Here is a 16,368-nt window from a genome sequence, read left to right as displayed (position 1 = left end):
CTACCAAAGCGGCCAAGCGCGACCAACAATCTGCTCGCGCTTAACGGCATTCCAATAGCGGGAGTCGAAACTCGTAGCAGCCTCGCCGGAAAACCAATATTCGTTTTCTTGCAGCGTCAATGAGCGGCTAAATTGTGATTCCGCCGCACCAAGACGCTGGGCTAATGCCATGCCGGTAGAAACTTCAGCACCGTTCACCAGCACATGCTCAGGCGTCACATTGACTTCATCCCCAGGCATCCCTGTTAGGCGTTTCAGCATCCGAGTACCGTCGTTATATAACGGAGCGAGTCCTTTTGAGTGGAAGGCATACAAACCATCCTTAACGGGCTCTTTATTCCATAGGTCAATCAGATACACCGTGGTATCAGGCAGGCAGCGCTCTTGCTGGGTATCAATACCTATTCGGTAGCGCATCATGGCGTAGGTGCCTACCAAGGCCATGATTAACGCAAGAACAGTCAACCGGATGAGGTATGGCCGCCAAGGCATTCTTTTACGGAGTATCTGCATGAGACACCTCCTTTGAGCCTACTGGCACAAATACGGAATCATCAGCACCCACCACCGCTTGGGCATCCAGCACGATAAAACCGGCTGCTTTTAATTTTTCAATTTGCTGATTGGTCTGAAGCAACCTGGATTCGATGTCTTGTTCGCTGGCATTGGGGCCCAGTGACAACACCGCCTCCCCAAAATCCACGACTGCAATGGGCGTACTTAACGCCAACTGGCTGTGGATGGGTTCGAGTGTTTTCATTAAAAGCCAGCTGGTCATTAAACCGCTGCCTGCAATAGACAAAGTAATAGAGGCCATAAATGGCCAAAGCGTGGACTTATTCATAGCCTCGCTCCTTCAACAACTGAGAGATGGCATCAGCAACAGAAAGGCCTTTGCGCGTTAACTGCTTAATCGCGTTTACATCTTCTGCACGGGACGAGTACAACAGCTTGTGAAACGGATCGACGATGAGGCGGCCAATCCCGGTGCCCATCTCGGTAATAAAGAAAATTTCGGAATAGACACCCGTGACGGTATGAACCGTTTTTAGGTATTCGTAGCCGCCTTCACCTAATGGCAAACGGCCTTCTTTTTTGAGCGCGTTGATGGTTTCGGCTTTTTGACCAAGCAGGTACATATTGGCCGAGTTTTCAGCGATGGCTTTACCTGTAGGGCTGTCATACAAATCGTTGACCGACTGCGTTACCGTTACAGCGCTGCCGCCATATTTTCGAAATCGACGGTAACCCGTCTCGATGAACTTACCGACATCACCTTGAGTCAGCAGATCCCAGGCTTCGTCAATGAACACAATCTTGCGACGATCCCGCTCACCTAAGTACATCTCTTGTTGGATTTGGTAGATAAGCTGAAGCAACACCACTTGTTGTAGATGCTTACGCCCCTTGAGCTCTTCTAACTCCAGAACGGTGAATCGGTTTTTGAAGCGAATATTGTTGTGGCCATTAAAGAAGCGGCCATATTCGCCCTGTGTCGTAAACGGATAGAGCTGCTCACCCACGTCTTGCACACGACGGTCTTCATGATTTTTTAAGGCCTCTGCCACATCATCAACCAACATGGCACGACCTTTTTTCTCCCACAGTTCACGGGTCTGACGCTTTAGGTTGGCCATCTGAAAATCGGTTAATGACTGCGTAGGTGCGGCCATTGCGGCCAATAACCCAACCAACACATCCGCTTCTTCGTCATAGTCCTCAACGATTTCAAACGGATTCAAGCAAATGCCACTGTCCCGCCCGAACTGTAAGAACTCACCGTCATAGACTTCACACAGCTTTTCATAAGAGCGGCCAACATCAATCACCCAGCATTGCCCGCCTTCTGATAGGTAGGAGGAGATGATTTCGTTCACCAGGAAAGACTTGCCCGATCCCGATTGCGCCGCGATGCAACAGTTGTAATTACTGCCCGAGTCATAAAGGGACACACTCATGATCTGGCCATTACGGGAAACAAAGTTAATCACTGGCGTGCCCGTGCCTTTCCAATCTGCAAACAAAGGCAACAGTGGGATCACATGTCGTGTCGCCATGGTCTTGAATCGAAACAAGTCGTTCATCGCCTGGCGGTCGGCACCAAATGGCAGGGCATTCAGAAAAATGGGCAAACAGAAGTACTTGTCTTCCATCAGCTCAAATCCGAGTTCTTTGAAATAAGTTCGAGCATTTGAAACAGAGCTGATGGACGCTTCTTCAGTTGGTGAAAACAGCGTTAAGGTCATGTTTGCCCGAATAGGACGATCACCTTCTTGCAAGGCTTCAAAAAGAACATCAAATCCCTTTTTCTTGGCTGCAAGCACCGGCACAAACTTGAGCATCGGGCCATAGGCCTGATTGACCGCCCATTGACGCTTCGTCTCTAGACGAGATCGCATCGCCTCGGCTGAAGGAAAGTGAATGGTGACATTCAGTAAAAAGCTGCCGCGTAAACCGCGACTACCCGTCATCATATCGCCCGCAAAACTTGCGGCATGACCAAACCAGATCCGCTCAGGCAGGCGCTTAAACGATAGGGTTTTGACTCGGTAATCGCCCAGCATCAGACCTTGGCTATCCACCTTGATAGCTCGGTCATAATCCAACACTTGCTCTCGAAGTGGTTTATCAGCCTCACTGCGGACTGGTGATGGATTACGCCAAGAAGCATCTTTTCCCCAGTTAAGCTGCGCACTTAATGCTGCGAGCCAATTTCGGTCAGTCATCTCATTAACTCGAAAACCAACTGTTGCCAGCGCCTGCGAGAAAGAAGCTCGAAGCGCGGATGCTCGACTTAATTCACGCTCAGTCGGTATAGGACTTTCCAAAGGCAATTTGCAGGTGACGATCAGTTGAAAGTTGCGTACCTGTGTCTGGGTCGATTCCTCTATTGGTCGAACCGTGCCCCCATCGAGGAAATCCGCACGTTTGCGTATCGACGCCCTGAGCAATGGGTCGGATTGACGATGCCTTAAGCCCATCATGCGCTGAAGGTCGGTTTGAATATCAGGCGAGGCGTACAGGCCAAATTGCAGCAAAGTGTCTTTTGGCCAGTCGTTGTTGAGAAGAACATTAACCCTGTCTGCAACAGACTCATCACCACCCGGCAATGGGTCACATAGAAAACCAAAGCCAACACTTTGGTCTTCCATGAAAAACAGTTGCTCATCGTCTGAATAGGCCAATACTGGCAATAGCTCTGAAGCGCGTTGCCCTGAATACAGAGAGGCTTTCATTAACGCCCCTCCAACCAAGCAGAAAGATCATAAGGACGGCCTCGGCTGATGCGACCATCATTGGCGACGATGAAAGGCACACCTTGAATGCCCAGGATTTGAGCCGTCACCAAGGTACGCTGCATTGGCTCTAAGTTGCAGGTATCATCCTGCTCTAAGTTACTAATTCGACCATTGAGCAATGCATCGGTGGCCGCTTTTTTGTCACGCGCACAGCCAAGCTGGCGAACCTGACGCTCTGAATCAGGACCAAGCACTGGCACAGGGAGTATTTGGAAGGTGTATTCTTTGGTTAGCGGTAAAGCTTGTTTCAAAAGCTCATGGCAGTGCGGGCATCGTGGATCAACAAAGACCACCACTTTCTTTTTGCCTTCGCCCAGCGTCAGTGGGTTCAAATCATCCATTTTTAAGCCAAGACGACTTAAGTCCAGCGTGTTTCCTGCTTCTCGAATTTCTTCAAGGCTAGTAAGCGGCTTTTTCGACCAGGCATCATAGAGCGTGCCATCAATGACGAACCGGCCACTGTCTGACATGAAAACAATACGGCCATTGCTTTCAACCGCTTTCATACCCGTGACCGGCAAAGAAACCATGCCGTCAATTTTGCCAACGGGCGACACTTCAGACACTGGTTCAGCTTGAACCAAAGGAGACAGCGCAAGCGCCAGAATAATTGGAGATAGTTTTCGCATGAGGAGTCCTCGTTAATGTAAATCGAGGCTCCAGTCTATGCAGTTGTCCTATGTGGACTCGGTTAGATAGATTGAAGAAATCGCAATCTAACTAGGGGGCTTATAGCTCGTTGAGGTTTGTTATAAACGAATTACTCGGCGTTTGCGTTAACAAGCCAATCATCAAGCACTTGCTTCAATTTATCTAATTGCTCTTGATGTTTTGCTTGATTCTTTGCCAATTTGTTAATGTTCTGCAACTTCCAACGAATCGCTGGCAAGTCTGCTGCATTAGGATAGTCAAACAATGCCCAGTCAGGTTGCCCTCTTTTGAATGACATAAGGAAAGCATGATCCCTTTCTGTGAAATGTTTTTGCAGTTCAATTAACATCATGGGCCTAACAGAGGCTAAGTCTTCGCATTCAACTTTTTCAAAAGTCATTCCGTCAAATTCTGCCTGAAATTTCTCATTCAGATGCTGCCAGTTTGGCGACATGACTTCATTAATAGGCTGAGGGTGACTTAATGTATAGGTTAAAAAACCCACCAAAATCTCTCTCGAAATCCCTTCACTGCCAAGTAACATACGCACATCAAATAAGTCGCGAGGATGTTGGCGATCCATTGCAGCACACAATTTTCCACCATACAGATCGGGAAGACTGACTACCTGAATCTCAGCATAACCAAACTCGTCTTCAACAGACTCTTGAACTGGCATTATTTCTGCACTATGCAATGTACCTCTGGCGACGGGCGACACTTCAATTTTGATCGTCGCAACCGGACTTGATACAACGATTCTCAGTTCATCAGCTTTATTATCCTGAAATGCCGCTCTGATATCTGGTTGAGTATTGATTCTGTCTGTAATGCGCTGCAATGCAGCCCTGACATTAATCAAAGCCTCATTTCTTGGTTCAAGTGGAAGATAAGCAAGATCAATATCTACAGATAACCGAGGAAAATCTCTCACAAATAAATTAATGGCGGTGCCACCTTTAAGTGCAAAAACCGTCTCTGTTGCTACCACAGGAAGCAGTCTTATGAGCAAGGAAACCTGTTTGTAATATGGGCTATCTTTATCCATTATGTTGTTCACCTTTTTTGACGCTTAATATCTCTGGCACTGTGATTTGATATCGCTCATCAAAACGTCCTTTTTCGACAACCTGCCGCTTTCCTGCACCCAATTTAATTCTTGTTTCATCTATGCGATTGACCCACTGGTGATCGTAGTATCGACCCAGAAATAGAAATATTCGGTTTGCCTGAACAGAGCTGCTTCGTTCAAGAATATCTTGTACTTTTCTAGGGCTAAGATTGACTAAACCCTGAAATAATTCTGCGACATGCTCAAATGAAATCAGCTTTCCAATCGCATCTACCACTTCATAGGCAGCAAGTTCTGCACAGCTGACAGTGAGTTCTTTCTCTTTAACCGTGATCCTTTTCAAATCCTTCTCGGGATTCACTTCAAGCTTATGGTTTCCACAGTAAAACCAATTCTGATAAGGGAATTCACGAAACCATTTCGGTAAGGACGACTTGTTTTTAACGCAAATCCAAACTTGCTCTTTGTTCAGCTGTAAATAGTGACTCAGTCCTTGGTGAGTTAAGCTGCTCAATCCAGCCAAATGAACTGAAACGCCCAATTGCACATCCAATGCTTGAATGGCATCAACCCAAGTTGGCTTTATATCGCCCTGCGCATTTGGACGATAGTACACACCAGAACTAAGCTTCTTCAGCCAACCGTTCTGCGCGTACTTTTGAGCCAACGAGTAGCTCACGCCGTTTTCAGTCAGCCATTGCTGAAGTACTAGCGCACCAGGAGAAGTATGAGCAATAAGCCAGTTTATTTTAGATGACATTTTAACACCCAAAGTATGAATATCACGAACAGTATAAACCATATAGTTTATTACGATAGGAATTTTAACACTTTAGGTATTAATATACCAAATAATGTAAACCAAGTTCGTTAATGTGGCGTCGCTGAAATGAAAAGGTCTACACAACATCACCAATAACCCGATGTTGTGTAGACCTAAGTTTGATTGCCTTAAGTGAACTGCCTAATATAGCTCACATTCAGGTGCCCAGTAAGACGGCGCTGATTGCTGGAACTGTTGTGCCAATGACTTCTTGAGTGCTGGCAACGACAGGTAAAGTTGCAGACATAACACTTTCAACGACGGTTGGTGTGTTGTAGAGACCCATACCGCCACCAATGCCCAAGGCAAAAGCCATCAAGCTTTGGCGAGCGATACCGCCCACAATACCCACCAGAACCATGGCTCCCGCTACGATCCGTCCCAAAGTACCTTGGGTCCAATCTTTTAGAGTATCCCACACATCAGTGAAAGCATCACCACCGGTGCCCGCAAATGAGGGCTCCGAAATCATTAACGCCATTAAACCAAGCGCACCAATGGTCATTAGGCGCTGAGTCTGAATGCTGCGAACTGCATTTGTCATTCGTTAGTTTCTCCGTAGATACTCAAGTTATCGCGCTTACCATCAGCTCCCGCTAAGGCAGAATCGCTTTGAGTCTGAAGTGGACGTAGCACTGGCGAAACCGTTCGAGGTGCTGACACCCCAATATCCCACCGGCGCGGTTCAATTTCGGTAAACACGTAGCTGGATAAATTCAGATCTCCACGGTCATCCTCCCAAGGCGCAATCCAAATTCGCATCACCCTTGAAGGAATGCGAATAGGTGCAGATTGCTGCGTCTCAGGTAATGCTGGATGGCTCAGCAGTCCTGTCTCTAAATCAGATTGTGAATACCCCGAGGGAGAACCAATTCGAGTCGCCACAGCATCAATCGTCTTGGGTGCAGCGCCATTACTGGTAAGCTCATAGACTTCACGAGCGGATAAACAGCGCACACCGTCAGGCATACCTGGGCAACCATATTCACTACTCCCAAGACCCAATGAACTACAGCCAGACAATAAGGTTGAGCCGACTGCCAATAAAAGTAATCCAGCTTTAGACCACTGTTTTGACTGGTGCTTTGGGTTGTTCTGCATTGATGTCGTCATGGTTAACTCTCCTCTGGATACACATCTTATTCTCTGAAACGGACTTCGATCGGTTAGCAACATGCAGGATTTTTTCATCTTCTTGCACCTACCCCTTGTGAAGTGGCCAATGACAACGAGGCCCCACGAGTGACTATGACTTCAATTTTCCTTGCAGCGTCTACCTCTATGACTGGGAACATATTTTCAGCCATGTCCAAATAGAACTTGGCCACTCGATCCAATGCTTTACCTGTGCCTTTAATCGCAGCGCCTTGTAATGCTTCTTGGCTCATGACTTGCTGGTACAGCTGAGTATCACCGGCATTACCCGTCTGAATCGTTGGTACAGGATTCACATCAAATGCGCCAGCCAAGCCCTGAAGGAATCCGGCCATCATCGATTTGGCCACCAGCTGGCCTTGTTTCGACACTAATCGGCCACGAATACCAGCTTTGCCGTCTTCACCCACGGCATAAGAATCCAGTCGCGTTTCAATGACGCCACCATCTTCTCTCACACATGAAATGGTCTCGCCTCGCAAATAAGCACGCTCAGAGCTCAAATCACCGTAACCTGCGGCGATCAAGAAACACTCTTTGATATCCGCTCTAAATCGGTTGGGTAAAATGGCTTCCTTTTGAATCCTCAGCAATGCAGGAAAAGGCTCGCGTCTTGCGGACTCGTGAGTAGGTGCATCCAAACCGGTGATCAAAGTACCTGAGATGATGCTGCCCGCCGGTAGATACAAAGGCGGCGCTTCTTGCACAGCAACCTCTGGTTCAGCAACCACTTCAGGCTCTATCATACGAATCGTGATTGGCGGCAATGGAACATCTCGTGCTCGTGTACCTTGGCCATTGGCTGGCTGCTGATAGAGCGGATCAGGCAGCGGCGCATTGGCAAAATAGTCGTCTGGGTTAGACGGCAGAGGCTTTTCGTCTTTGGGTAATTCCATGGCAGATAAAGGCACTTCAAAACGGCTATTTGTGCCTTCAACTGCTGCATCACCTCCTGCGCGAACATCATCAAGTTCCGCTCTAAGGCGGGCCAGCTCCGCATTGACCTCACTTGGTATAGAAGGCGAACCTGGGCTTAGCCGTCCTGAATCGACGTCACGACGCAAGCGCTCAACTTCACGACGTAACTGTTCATTGCGCTCACTGAGTAGTTTTACGTTCGCAGCCAAACTATCGACCCCAACATCACGAGTATTGGTATCCGTAAGAATGTGCCGGATCGTTTCCTGCCGGTTCCGACTGCTTGAGCCATCGTCAGGATTAGGTGAAAACACCATCACCATAAGGATCAGACCACCAGCAATACCAGCAACCGATAGACCCCGCTTCATGTTCGGGCTCATTTGTTCCCATTGTGCTTTCATCGTTACTTACCTCCCACAAAAAGCGAAGGTCGCTGACTTTCCACTGGTTCTTCACGATGATTGCGAACAACCACATACAACTCAGTCTTTTCACCCGGCAATAAGATATTGCGAGGCCAGTAAGCGCTTGCCACTATATCTGGTGCATGACAGGCTATTTCACTGGCTTCTATCGGCTCATCGGCAAAGCTTTCAACCAGTCCTACATAGACTGTGAAGTAATGTCCCGTCACAATTTGCCCCTGCTTAAAACCAAACTTTAAGCCCGGCTGAAAACATTTCGGGCTTGTGTCAGTTTGGCCAGCTAAACGGATGTCATAGCCTTGTGGTAACTCATTTAATGCAAGGCTTCTGAGTAAGTCACGTAAGCTATCGACGTATGGTTGAGCCGTTTCCCAAGTGGCGGCTTTTCGGTTCACGACGCCCTTAATAGGCCACTGCTGACCATCAATAGCTAAGGTGATTTCACGCGGTGGAATACGACGAGGTACTAAGGTGACTGATAATGCGGGCGCTTCCTGACCAGGCGGTGTGATGTAAAGTGAAACCGGTGATTCTTTGTCCGTGGCTACATATACAACATTCCCCTTGATTTGCGTCTGAGCATCACTGGTTGTTCTCACCTGAGGCGATTCAAACGGCGTCACAATTCGATTCAGATGACCAAGTGCTACAGGGATCAGTTCATTAACCCCCGGTGTCATCAGTAGCGTTGTTGGCGTATCCGCTGCAACCGAATTGCTTTGAACCGGTGGATTTGCAGTAGCAGACTGCTTCATCACACTGGCTGGCACAATCGGCAATTCCACGTCTGCATACGACGCTTGTGATAACAGAACGCCACTCAAGCTCATTGCGATTAAGCTTGGTGTCATCCATCGACTAATTTTGGTTCGCATCATTCACCCTCCGGTTTTGCTCTTGGGTCAACTTTTCACGAACTCGCTTCGTTCTAGCTTGCCCCTCATACGTATCCATCCAGCTAAGTTTTGGACGGTATTGCTCAATATCGATATCAAACTCATAGGTGCGAGTTTGGCGCTGCTCATCTCCAGATGGCCCAGAAACCAAGGAATAACCGGTCACAAAGACATGGCCGGTTTCATACTCATACTCCACTTGTCTGGGTTGGAATTTGAGCGTGACTCGGTCTTCGCGGATTTGCCTTGCCTGAATTTCCAGTGCATCGACCACTTGCTGGTACACCACTGGAGAAAGTAGCGGCTCAATGGCAACCCGGATGAAAGACACATTACCCGGCGTCACGTTGCCCATAAGCTCAGCCAGGTAAAGTCCCCAGGATTCAAGGTAAGGTTGAGTGGCTTGGTTTCGTGACACTTCAGCCGTTTCAGACAAGGTTGGTGGTTGAATAGCTACCACGGTATTGCGAGAAAATGCCGCTACCGCAAGCAGCAAATTAGATAGCACCAGCACTACAATCAGGAACCGTTGCCATCGGTTCTCTAATTGCGTGCCTTGCCATGATTTTAAAAACACGTCGAACTTCACGGCAGATAGCTCCTGATAAATGGGTTAGGGATCGTCTTGGCTTTGGTTGGCAACAGTCCAGCCCAGTAGATGGCGTGAAGAATAAAACCATCTGGGCGACCATCACGAAAACGCCGATAGAGCTTGGTTGTCACCAACCCCAATAGGCATAAAACCAAGGCATTACCGGTAAAAATGCCGATCACTAGCCCCAACAGAATGGGAGCCATCTCATCGGCACTCCAAAGCAGGAAGTGCGGCGGGTGATCGATATAGGATGGAATATTTACAGGTTCCATAGTCACTCCTCGTTGTTTGAATTGAGAAGTGAAGAATGCCTTGGGATTGGCAGGTTCAGTGGTCAGCTAGATGCCGAATTCTTGAAGGTTTTGAGGGTTCTACTCAGACAATACTAACAATTGATCTTTTTGATGCGGTTGATATGATGGGGATATTGGTCGTGTCGAGACCAGCTGCCCACTTTAGCAAACCCGGACGGGACGACATGCATATCAAATTTATTTTTTGCTTAGGTTTTTTCTGCGACCTCGGCAGTGGGCGCCGTATTCGCTAATAGGAGAAACTCAATGCAAATTACTAAAATCATTTCCTCTGCCACGGTTGAACGTTTAAAGCAAAAAGCACGAAAGCTTAAACGTGAAAAATCTATTCCACACACTCAAGCACTCGATGAAATTGCAGTAACTGCTGGTTTTAATCATTGGAATCAGGTTGTACAAGCTAATGACGTACTGAAACCATCAGAAGTGGCATTATCTTCTGGATGTGTCATGGCTTTTGATGTCAAAGATGGTATGGATGTCGATACCAGTGATGGGGTCTTAATTGAAGACCACTTCTTGGAGATGCTCACTGAAAAGCAGCTATTTGAAATTTATGCCAATTCCCCTGATGAGGACGACGAACAAAACAGACCGCTAAAAGAAACGATATCGGATTCAGAGCTTCATGAGTATTTTCGAGATTATTGCTCATTCATGTACTTCCGTCTTGCCGAGCCTCATGCAAACAAACCGTTAAAAGAAGTATTGGCTCTTATACGACAGTACTCTTTTTGGATGCCTCAATATATTTGGCTTCAAGGCCACCTTATTGATACTTACCATTTGCCTGCTGAAGACGAGAACGGCAATACCGTAGGCGTGAGATTTTAGCTCTACAAGATGAGGCCTGACAGGCCTCATATCTTCTTCTGCAAGTGGCTTAACGCCAACCCCGCCATCAATGCCAAACCGATGATCAGCGACGGTAACACCACCGGTGGAATAGCCAGCGGGGCGAACAATCCCATAAACAGCAAAATGACACCTGAGCCCAGGATAATCATGCTGTAGCGGTGAATGATTGGGCTCGAAAAATCAAAGGTTGTTTTCTTAATCTTCCAGGTCATCAAGCCGTCCCACAGCGCCGGTAACATGAGAATAAGCGCAAAGGGCAACCAGACCATCAGCAAAGCAAATCGAGTGAACACTTGGTACAGCACATCAAAAAATGCCTGAATACGGTCTTCTACCCAGACAAACCAAAAGCCTCCCATGTTCTCCATCCCTTTAGAACGAAGTCGCTGTTCTTCAGTGGGGATTAAAAAATCACGTACAGATTGCTCCATCTGCGTATCCACAATCCATGACTGATACCAGCGATGGCTAGTTTGACCAATCCAATAGCTTGTTTGAGTTCCCAATTGATTTTGGATCATCTGCTTCTCTTTACTAATGACCCGGCCAGTCCAATCACCGGGCACTAATACGCCAATGGCAATAATCTCTAGCATCAGTGCCAGACACAGTAGCCAAACCGACTTATGCTTGCTCATGCCAAACATCCTCTTCTACTCGCGCCAGCATGGCTGCAACGGTTGGCGTCATAATCCGGGCTTTAATCACTTGTTGAAGCCGCTTTGTCGTCGTATGGCCACTGACATAACGCACATCAATACGTCCTTCAGCCAAATACGCCATCCGATTTGGACGATTACGAATCCAGGTGTGGAAATACACACCATCCACGGCGGCCCACTCGAAATGGTCAGGATCACGCAGGCGAATCCCAGTTAAAGCACTGGCGGCAGTCCAGGTCAGTGCCTCAATGAAATGCCACAGTCGTACACTGTCATCATCACAACTGACTTCTTCATAACTGCCCAAGCCATTACACAGGCACAAATCAAAGATGGAGTGGCCATCTAACGTGAACGCATCCGTTAAATAGTCCGCCAAGCAATACACCGAGGCCAAAGCATGAGGCCAGTCGGTTTCAAGCAGTCTTAAGGCTTCCTTGAACTGGGGGTTATGTTGCTGCCACTGAGCGAGCATTTCTTTACTGGTAAGTGTTGTCATTTTCAGACAAACAGAATGATGCATAGAGACTCCTTATACTGCTTGTGTAGAGCTGGTTAAAATAGGAATGCGACCTTTGATCACGCGGCCACCTGAGAGCTTGGCGATGTACTCTAGGTTTGGGAGCTGGCCTAATAATTGCGGTGGAAACATATCGCCTTCTTCTTCCATCAAGCGTTCGCCATGATTGCCGGTAAACAACGCGGGGCTGTCCGAGTTGGACGACATACCTTGAGTTTGCATGATGTACTGCAACCGAGTCTTAGGCAGATTGTCAGTAATGTACTGCTGCGTTTCGGCGTCCATCACCCGAAGGGCTATCAAGTTGTTGATGTTACCTAACACCTGGCGAGCCTTAGCTTCACTGCCTGTACGAGCGGCAAAGTCAGCAAATGTCTGAGTAGCAATCACACAACGCATTTTTGCGCCACGGCCTTTGTTGAGCAGTTGAATGAAGGGATCGTTTACGACTTCAGCAGCCTCATCGATGAAGATATTTACGGGGCGATTTTCAACACCATAGTTATAGCGGTCACCGGCCACAGCAGTGAGATCCGATAAAAGCAACGAACCAATGGCGCTGCCAACCATGGCGTCGGTTAATGAATCCAAGCCGATATACGCCACTTGGGCATTGTTGATAATTCGACCAGAATCCGTAATTAACCGGCTGTCATCCACATCGTTTGCAATCGGTGATAACAGTGGGCCTAATTCACTTGAGGTGAGCATATTGAGCACCGGCATCAGTGAAGCCACCATCTTAGAATAGTGGGTTCTATCATGCTCAAACATGCTCAATAGCCCCTCTAAATCGGTATTGGCGGCAACGGGCTGAATGCGTTCGTAGTAGAAAAGCAGCATCGCCATGGCTTGTTTAGCCAAGGTATTGGCCTTTTCGGTAAAGCGCTTGATCTCCACACTAAAGTTCGGATACACCTGCTCCCCCCAAGCCGTAACGGCTTTTACTACCAAGCCTTCTGGGCCACCTTCCAAGAATCGTCTCAGTGTTTTCAGATCAGGACGCTGTGAAGTAAGCAACAAACCTTGCACGATGTTATTCAGTGCCATTTGGCCAAAAGCTTTAAATGGATCAGCACCGGTTTCAGATGGTATTAATGCCGCAATTCGGCTGGCGATTTCAGTACCCCGGTTAAAGTTCCTCAGGGGATTAAGCCGTACCGAATGCTCTGGAAACCCCGGATGAAAATACACAAAGCGCTCAGGACTACCGGCGGCAATACAGGCTCGCTGGGCATTATCCTTAAGTTCTTTGTCTCCCTTGGGGTCAATAATAATCACGGCTTCATTGCGCAAAATGGCCTGAGTGATCATCGCATCAAAGCATCGTGTTTTTCCCGCACCGGTGGTGCCGACAATTAAGGTGTGCCCCTCAGTGTGACCAACTGGCAGGTACACATCTTCTTCTTTGGGCTCGACACCATGAATCCAGGTCGACCCCATTTGCTTGCCGTGACCTTGGTTAAGCAAGGTTTGCTTATCCCGCTTTAGGATTTCATAAGCGCGTTGGGCATGACGTTGGTCCCACTCAAAGCCATAACCTAACCACAATTCATCAGGATGTTTTGCCATCACTTTTTGCAAATGCGACAGCTCCATAAAAGCCAAAGGTTTGCCTTTTAGCCCCTTCTGCAACTTATAAAGACGGTAAGCCTCAGGCAGGCGATACAACGCCATGCCCGAGGAAATCCCTGTCATCCACCAAAATGGCTCAGGTGGTAGCTCACTCAGCATTTCTGCGGCAATCGCCCCAGTGGCCCCAACCAGCCAACCTGCTGCTGCCATGGCTTCATAATTCGTGCGCCAAGGCATCTCGTATGCGTTTTCTTTCATTCATGCTCCGCAAAATAACCGTTTGCAATCCGATTAATTTCAAATGGATTAACGCTTAGCGTGAGCGGTAAACAGAACCGTTTCCCCCTCATCAAACTGGCATTGGTCACTGGCCGAGATCCCCCGAAGCAGCTGTCCGGCTGGAATACCATGCTCATTGGCGACTTGGCGTAAGGTTTGAATCGTGACGCGAATACCATCGGCACTATGATCCACGTCTGGGTAATCACCATCGGTCAGTAAGATGGGCAAATCTTTCACAAAATTAACCATCTGTTGCCGCTGCGCGTGTTTGGGGTCGGTACTTGAGTTCGCATTGGCCGCAATCGGCTTTTGCTTTCGCTCCGTTCTTGTGGCGGGTTCTTTTGCTTGGACATTGGTTGTCTCAGTTCGACTCGGTCGCGGTGAAGCCTCTTCGTTCTGAATTGCTGCCGCCGGTTCTGCGTCTTGTTTGGGAAGGTCAATCAGTGCAGTAAGCCCTTTAGAAATCGATATTTTCAGCAGCAACCCTTGCTCCTGAACGCCATCTTTCGTAGTAATAGTTCTGGCCTTACGTGTCGGGTTTGCGGGATCTAGTTCAAGCCAATCTAATCGACTGAGTTCAGCAAGCAGTTTTCGGGGAGCACACCAAGGTCTTACGGCATCGGGATAGCGGATCAGTATCTGTTCACCAACCACAACCAGCGCGCTACTGGCCTCTGGGAGCCATGCCAAAGATTCAGGCAGATTCAATGCTTCTGCATCGTGCTGGTTTACGTTATTTGAGATAGCGCCATCATATGAATTGTTAGGCTTTTCACATCCATCACCTGGAGCATTTTCAGTTGCCTGGGGGTTATTAACATCACTGGCAAGACGAAGTTCATCATCTTGTTCGGACGAGTTTGTCGATGGTGACTCATCCGATTTTCTATGTTCGATTGATGATGACGCTTCAGGCAAGTCTGAATGCTCACTGGAGCGACTCTGTGGCTCTGCTTGTGTTTGCCGTGTTGCTTCCCACTCAGATTTGCTAAACAGTCTCACACTACTTGGTACATTCGAGCTGAACAATAAATCGGCCTCAGATATATGCAGCATGGGTAACCAGATGGGCTTGTCGTCTTTGATCAGCACTTCAGGGGCAAGGCTTTCATATCGCTCATTCGAGGCGGATTTAGTGGCCAATCCTCGCTCAATAAGGATGTCCGCAAGGGTATCGGGATCTCTTGGAATGCCAGGTATCTTGTCTTTGGCCAACAGCTCAATGATGTCCTTAGCCGCGCTTTTCCAAACCAGGTAAAGATGGGTTGATTGATTCGATTTTCGTAACCAGACTCTGGCGTCTCGCTGATTGACCAGCCACTGGGAACTGGCAAGTAATCGCCTCATGGCATCAAGTAGATAGCGTTCGACTGGGACACCAAGGGCATTGTCGTCAACGGAAATTCGTTGAGCTTTCAGGTCTCGCTGGACACTGGTTTGGTCAGCTTCAATGACCAATTTAGACAGGACATGCTCGAGATCAGTATTGCCAATTGCCTCCAGCATGGCTTGCAAAATCTCAGGGCCCGGCTGGGTTAACCAGGCGAGCAACTCAGGTGTCATCACCCGGTTTAAAACCAGAATTGAAAATTGCTCGTGCCGCTTGCACCGTCCGTCGCGCCAACGAATGAAATAGCGTTCAATGCTGTTATTAGTGGTCCACTGGGATAAGGTTTCTAAAAAAGGGTTCCACTGATAGCGTCCATCTTCGTCTGTGATGGACAAATCTGAAACAGGCTTACCAATATCATGGAACAAACCGCCAAGAGCCGCCGCGACACGCCACCTTGGCTCTAGCTCTTTTTTCTCAACCGGTGTGCCACTGGCAACAAAGATGATCCCTTCAGCTGCTTGTGCCGCCCAGAAAGCAACTTCCAACGAATGACGTAATAAACCACCAGCACCACTGTGATGATGATGCTCAGATGCTGGCAGCAAGTGGACATAAGCAGCCAGATGATCAATACAGGGCTGAATTAACCTTTGAAAATCACGCTGGTTGAAGCCAAGTACCTGGCGCAGTTTGGCAATTAGCTCGTCTTGTGTGGACTGCAAATCCTCGGGTGACGCAGCAGGCAACCCCTTCAGAAATGGCGGATAGCGTGGAATGTCTGCATCCAGTTGAGATGACAGTTCTGGTAGTGCTTTGGTTTGAAAAAATAGGTTTTTGAACATAGTGAACCTCCGACACGATAGTGTGAAGGTTCAACTCTGAGCTTGATGGCTAGATAGATTGATAATTCATGTAGAAGAATAACATACGAGCTAATTTCACGGTTTCAAAAAGGTGCGGAACCTGATTCTTAGTGATTAATACCAA

18 protein-coding genes are annotated in these 16,368 nt (G+C 48.0%); 2 read left to right on the top strand and 16 right to left on the bottom strand.

Annotated features, from left to right (window positions below; translation table 11 throughout):
* The 12 genes from P2E05_RS03060 to traL form a co-directional block, all read right to left on the bottom strand.
* Window positions 1-513 (bottom strand): S26 family signal peptidase, encoded by a 513-nt coding sequence (locus P2E05_RS03060; RefSeq protein ID WP_004249367.1) that lies wholly within the window; start codon window positions 511-513, stop codon window positions 1-3.
* Window positions 497-844: a hypothetical protein gene (locus tag P2E05_RS03055; protein WP_004249366.1), complete on the bottom strand. Its 348-nt coding sequence runs from the start codon at window positions 842-844 to the stop codon at window positions 497-499. The genes P2E05_RS03060 and P2E05_RS03055 overlap by 17 nt, the downstream gene beginning before the upstream one ends.
* Complete coding sequence (traC, locus tag P2E05_RS03050) at window positions 837-3,236, bottom strand: type IV secretion system protein TraC (RefSeq protein WP_004249365.1); 2,400 nt, start codon at window positions 3,234-3,236, stop codon at window positions 837-839. The genes P2E05_RS03055 and traC overlap by 8 nt, the downstream gene beginning before the upstream one ends.
* Window positions 3,236-3,928, bottom strand: coding sequence for a DsbC family protein (locus P2E05_RS03045; protein ID WP_004249363.1), 693 nt, complete (start codon window positions 3,926-3,928; stop codon window positions 3,236-3,238). Before P2E05_RS03045 ends, traC begins: the two co-directional genes overlap by 1 nt.
* A gap of 131 nt (window positions 3,929-4,059) precedes the next feature.
* Window positions 4,060-4,998, bottom strand: a complete 939-nt coding sequence (locus tag P2E05_RS03040) for a nucleotidyl transferase AbiEii/AbiGii toxin family protein (protein WP_276123004.1) — start codon at window positions 4,996-4,998, stop codon at window positions 4,060-4,062.
* A complete protein-coding gene (locus P2E05_RS03035; protein ID WP_036973704.1) occupies window positions 4,991-5,782 on the bottom strand; it encodes a type IV toxin-antitoxin system AbiEi family antitoxin in 792 nt (263 codons plus the stop codon). Before P2E05_RS03035 ends, P2E05_RS03040 begins: the two co-directional genes overlap by 8 nt.
* 220 nt (window positions 5,783-6,002) lie before the next feature.
* Entirely contained in the window at window positions 6,003-6,389 is a 387-nt protein-coding gene (gene traA, locus P2E05_RS03030) for a TraA family conjugative transfer protein (protein ID WP_004249359.1), read from the bottom strand.
* On the bottom strand, window positions 6,386-6,958 hold the full coding sequence (gene traV / locus P2E05_RS21600; protein ID WP_004249358.1) for a type IV conjugative transfer system lipoprotein TraV: 573 nt from the start codon (window positions 6,956-6,958) through the stop codon (window positions 6,386-6,388). The genes traA and traV overlap by 4 nt, the downstream gene beginning before the upstream one ends.
* A gap of 74 nt (window positions 6,959-7,032) precedes the next feature.
* Complete coding sequence (locus tag P2E05_RS03020) at window positions 7,033-8,322, bottom strand: TraB/VirB10 family protein (RefSeq protein ID WP_004249357.1); 1,290 nt, start codon at window positions 8,320-8,322, stop codon at window positions 7,033-7,035.
* A gap of 2 nt (window positions 8,323-8,324) precedes the next feature.
* Complete coding sequence (locus P2E05_RS03015) at window positions 8,325-9,224, bottom strand: TraK domain-containing protein (protein WP_346727916.1); 900 nt, start codon at window positions 9,222-9,224, stop codon at window positions 8,325-8,327.
* The gene (locus P2E05_RS03010) at window positions 9,205-9,831 is read right to left on the bottom strand and encodes a TraE/TraK family type IV conjugative transfer system protein (RefSeq protein ID WP_004249355.1); all 627 of its coding nucleotides are present in this window, start codon (window positions 9,829-9,831) and stop codon (window positions 9,205-9,207) included. Before P2E05_RS03010 ends, P2E05_RS03015 begins: the two co-directional genes overlap by 20 nt.
* Entirely contained in the window at window positions 9,828-10,109 is a 282-nt protein-coding gene (gene traL, locus P2E05_RS03005; RefSeq protein WP_004249354.1) for a type IV conjugative transfer system protein TraL, read from the bottom strand. Before traL ends, P2E05_RS03010 begins: the two co-directional genes overlap by 4 nt.
* Window positions 10,110-10,144: 35 nt before the next feature.
* Between traL and P2E05_RS21595 the strand changes: the two genes are divergently transcribed.
* Together P2E05_RS21595 and P2E05_RS03000 are read left to right on the top strand one after the other, a co-directional pair.
* Window positions 10,145-10,384 (top strand): hypothetical protein, encoded by a 240-nt coding sequence (locus P2E05_RS21595; protein WP_004249353.1) that lies wholly within the window; start codon window positions 10,145-10,147, stop codon window positions 10,382-10,384.
* 13 nt (window positions 10,385-10,397) lie between these two features.
* Entirely contained in the window at window positions 10,398-10,985 is a 588-nt protein-coding gene (locus P2E05_RS03000; protein WP_004249352.1) for a hypothetical protein, read from the top strand.
* A gap of 26 nt (window positions 10,986-11,011) precedes the next feature.
* On the opposite strand, the gene P2E05_RS02995 is transcribed toward P2E05_RS03000, so the two are convergent.
* Genes P2E05_RS02995 through mobH form a run of 4 tightly spaced genes read right to left on the bottom strand, consistent with a single transcriptional unit; the run spans window position 11,012 to window position 16,223 of the window.
* Window positions 11,012-11,647, bottom strand: a complete 636-nt coding sequence (locus P2E05_RS02995; protein ID WP_004249351.1) for a DUF4400 domain-containing protein — start codon at window positions 11,645-11,647, stop codon at window positions 11,012-11,014.
* Entirely contained in the window at window positions 11,634-12,194 is a 561-nt protein-coding gene (locus P2E05_RS02990) for a hypothetical protein (protein WP_004249350.1), read from the bottom strand. The genes P2E05_RS02995 and P2E05_RS02990 overlap by 14 nt, the downstream gene beginning before the upstream one ends.
* Window positions 12,195-12,203: 9 nt before the next feature.
* Window positions 12,204-14,024 (bottom strand): conjugative transfer system coupling protein TraD, encoded by a 1,821-nt coding sequence (traD, locus tag P2E05_RS02985; protein ID WP_109023850.1) that lies wholly within the window; start codon window positions 14,022-14,024, stop codon window positions 12,204-12,206.
* Window positions 14,025-14,072: 48 nt separating this feature from the next.
* Window positions 14,073-16,223 carry a MobH family relaxase gene (gene mobH, locus P2E05_RS02980; RefSeq protein WP_004249348.1) on the bottom strand — a complete coding sequence of 717 codons (2,151 nt, stop codon included), beginning with the start codon at window positions 16,221-16,223 and terminating at the stop codon, window positions 14,073-14,075.
* Window positions 16,224-16,368: the final 145 nt, after the last annotated feature.

Origin of the sequence: Providencia stuartii (assembly GCF_029277985.1) — a bacterium.
In the GTDB taxonomy this organism is placed as follows: domain Bacteria; phylum Pseudomonadota; class Gammaproteobacteria; order Enterobacterales; family Enterobacteriaceae; genus Providencia; species Providencia zhejiangensis.
Note: the sequence above shows the minus strand (reverse complement) of the source record. Positions and strands in the feature narration are given on the sequence as shown.

Coding starts and splice junctions, on each gene's coding strand:
- traD (WP_109023850.1), bottom strand. CDS start 14,024: ATGAAAGAAAACGCATACGAGATGCCTTGGCGCACGAATTATGAAGCC.
- mobH (WP_004249348.1), bottom strand. CDS start 16,223: ATGTTCAAAAACCTATTTTTTCAAACCAAAGCACTACCAGAACTGTCA.
- P2E05_RS02990 (WP_004249350.1), bottom strand. CDS start 12,194: ATGCATCATTCTGTTTGTCTGAAAATGACAACACTTACCAGTAAAGAA.
- P2E05_RS03000 (WP_004249352.1), top strand. CDS start 10,398: ATGCAAATTACTAAAATCATTTCCTCTGCCACGGTTGAACGTTTAAAG.
- P2E05_RS03045 (WP_004249363.1), bottom strand. CDS start 3,928: ATGCGAAAACTATCTCCAATTATTCTGGCGCTTGCGCTGTCTCCTTTG.
- traC (WP_004249365.1), bottom strand. CDS start 3,236: ATGAAAGCCTCTCTGTATTCAGGGCAACGCGCTTCAGAGCTATTGCCA.
- traA (WP_004249359.1), bottom strand. CDS start 6,389: ATGACAAATGCAGTTCGCAGCATTCAGACTCAGCGCCTAATGACCATT.
- P2E05_RS03015 (WP_346727916.1), bottom strand. CDS start 9,224: ATGATGCGAACCAAAATTAGTCGATGGATGACACCAAGCTTAATCGCA.
- traL (WP_004249354.1), bottom strand. CDS start 10,109: ATGGAACCTGTAAATATTCCATCCTATATCGATCACCCGCCGCACTTC.
- P2E05_RS03040 (WP_276123004.1), bottom strand. CDS start 4,998: ATGGATAAAGATAGCCCATATTACAAACAGGTTTCCTTGCTCATAAGA.
- P2E05_RS03035 (WP_036973704.1), bottom strand. CDS start 5,782: ATGTCATCTAAAATAAACTGGCTTATTGCTCATACTTCTCCTGGTGCG.
- P2E05_RS03055 (WP_004249366.1), bottom strand. CDS start 844: ATGAATAAGTCCACGCTTTGGCCATTTATGGCCTCTATTACTTTGTCT.
- P2E05_RS03020 (WP_004249357.1), bottom strand. CDS start 8,322: ATGAAAGCACAATGGGAACAAATGAGCCCGAACATGAAGCGGGGTCTA.
- traV (WP_004249358.1), bottom strand. CDS start 6,958: ATGACGACATCAATGCAGAACAACCCAAAGCACCAGTCAAAACAGTGG.
- P2E05_RS21595 (WP_004249353.1), top strand. CDS start 10,145: ATGCCTTGGGATTGGCAGGTTCAGTGGTCAGCTAGATGCCGAATTCTT.
- P2E05_RS02995 (WP_004249351.1), bottom strand. CDS start 11,647: ATGAGCAAGCATAAGTCGGTTTGGCTACTGTGTCTGGCACTGATGCTA.
- P2E05_RS03060 (WP_004249367.1), bottom strand. CDS start 513: ATGCAGATACTCCGTAAAAGAATGCCTTGGCGGCCATACCTCATCCGG.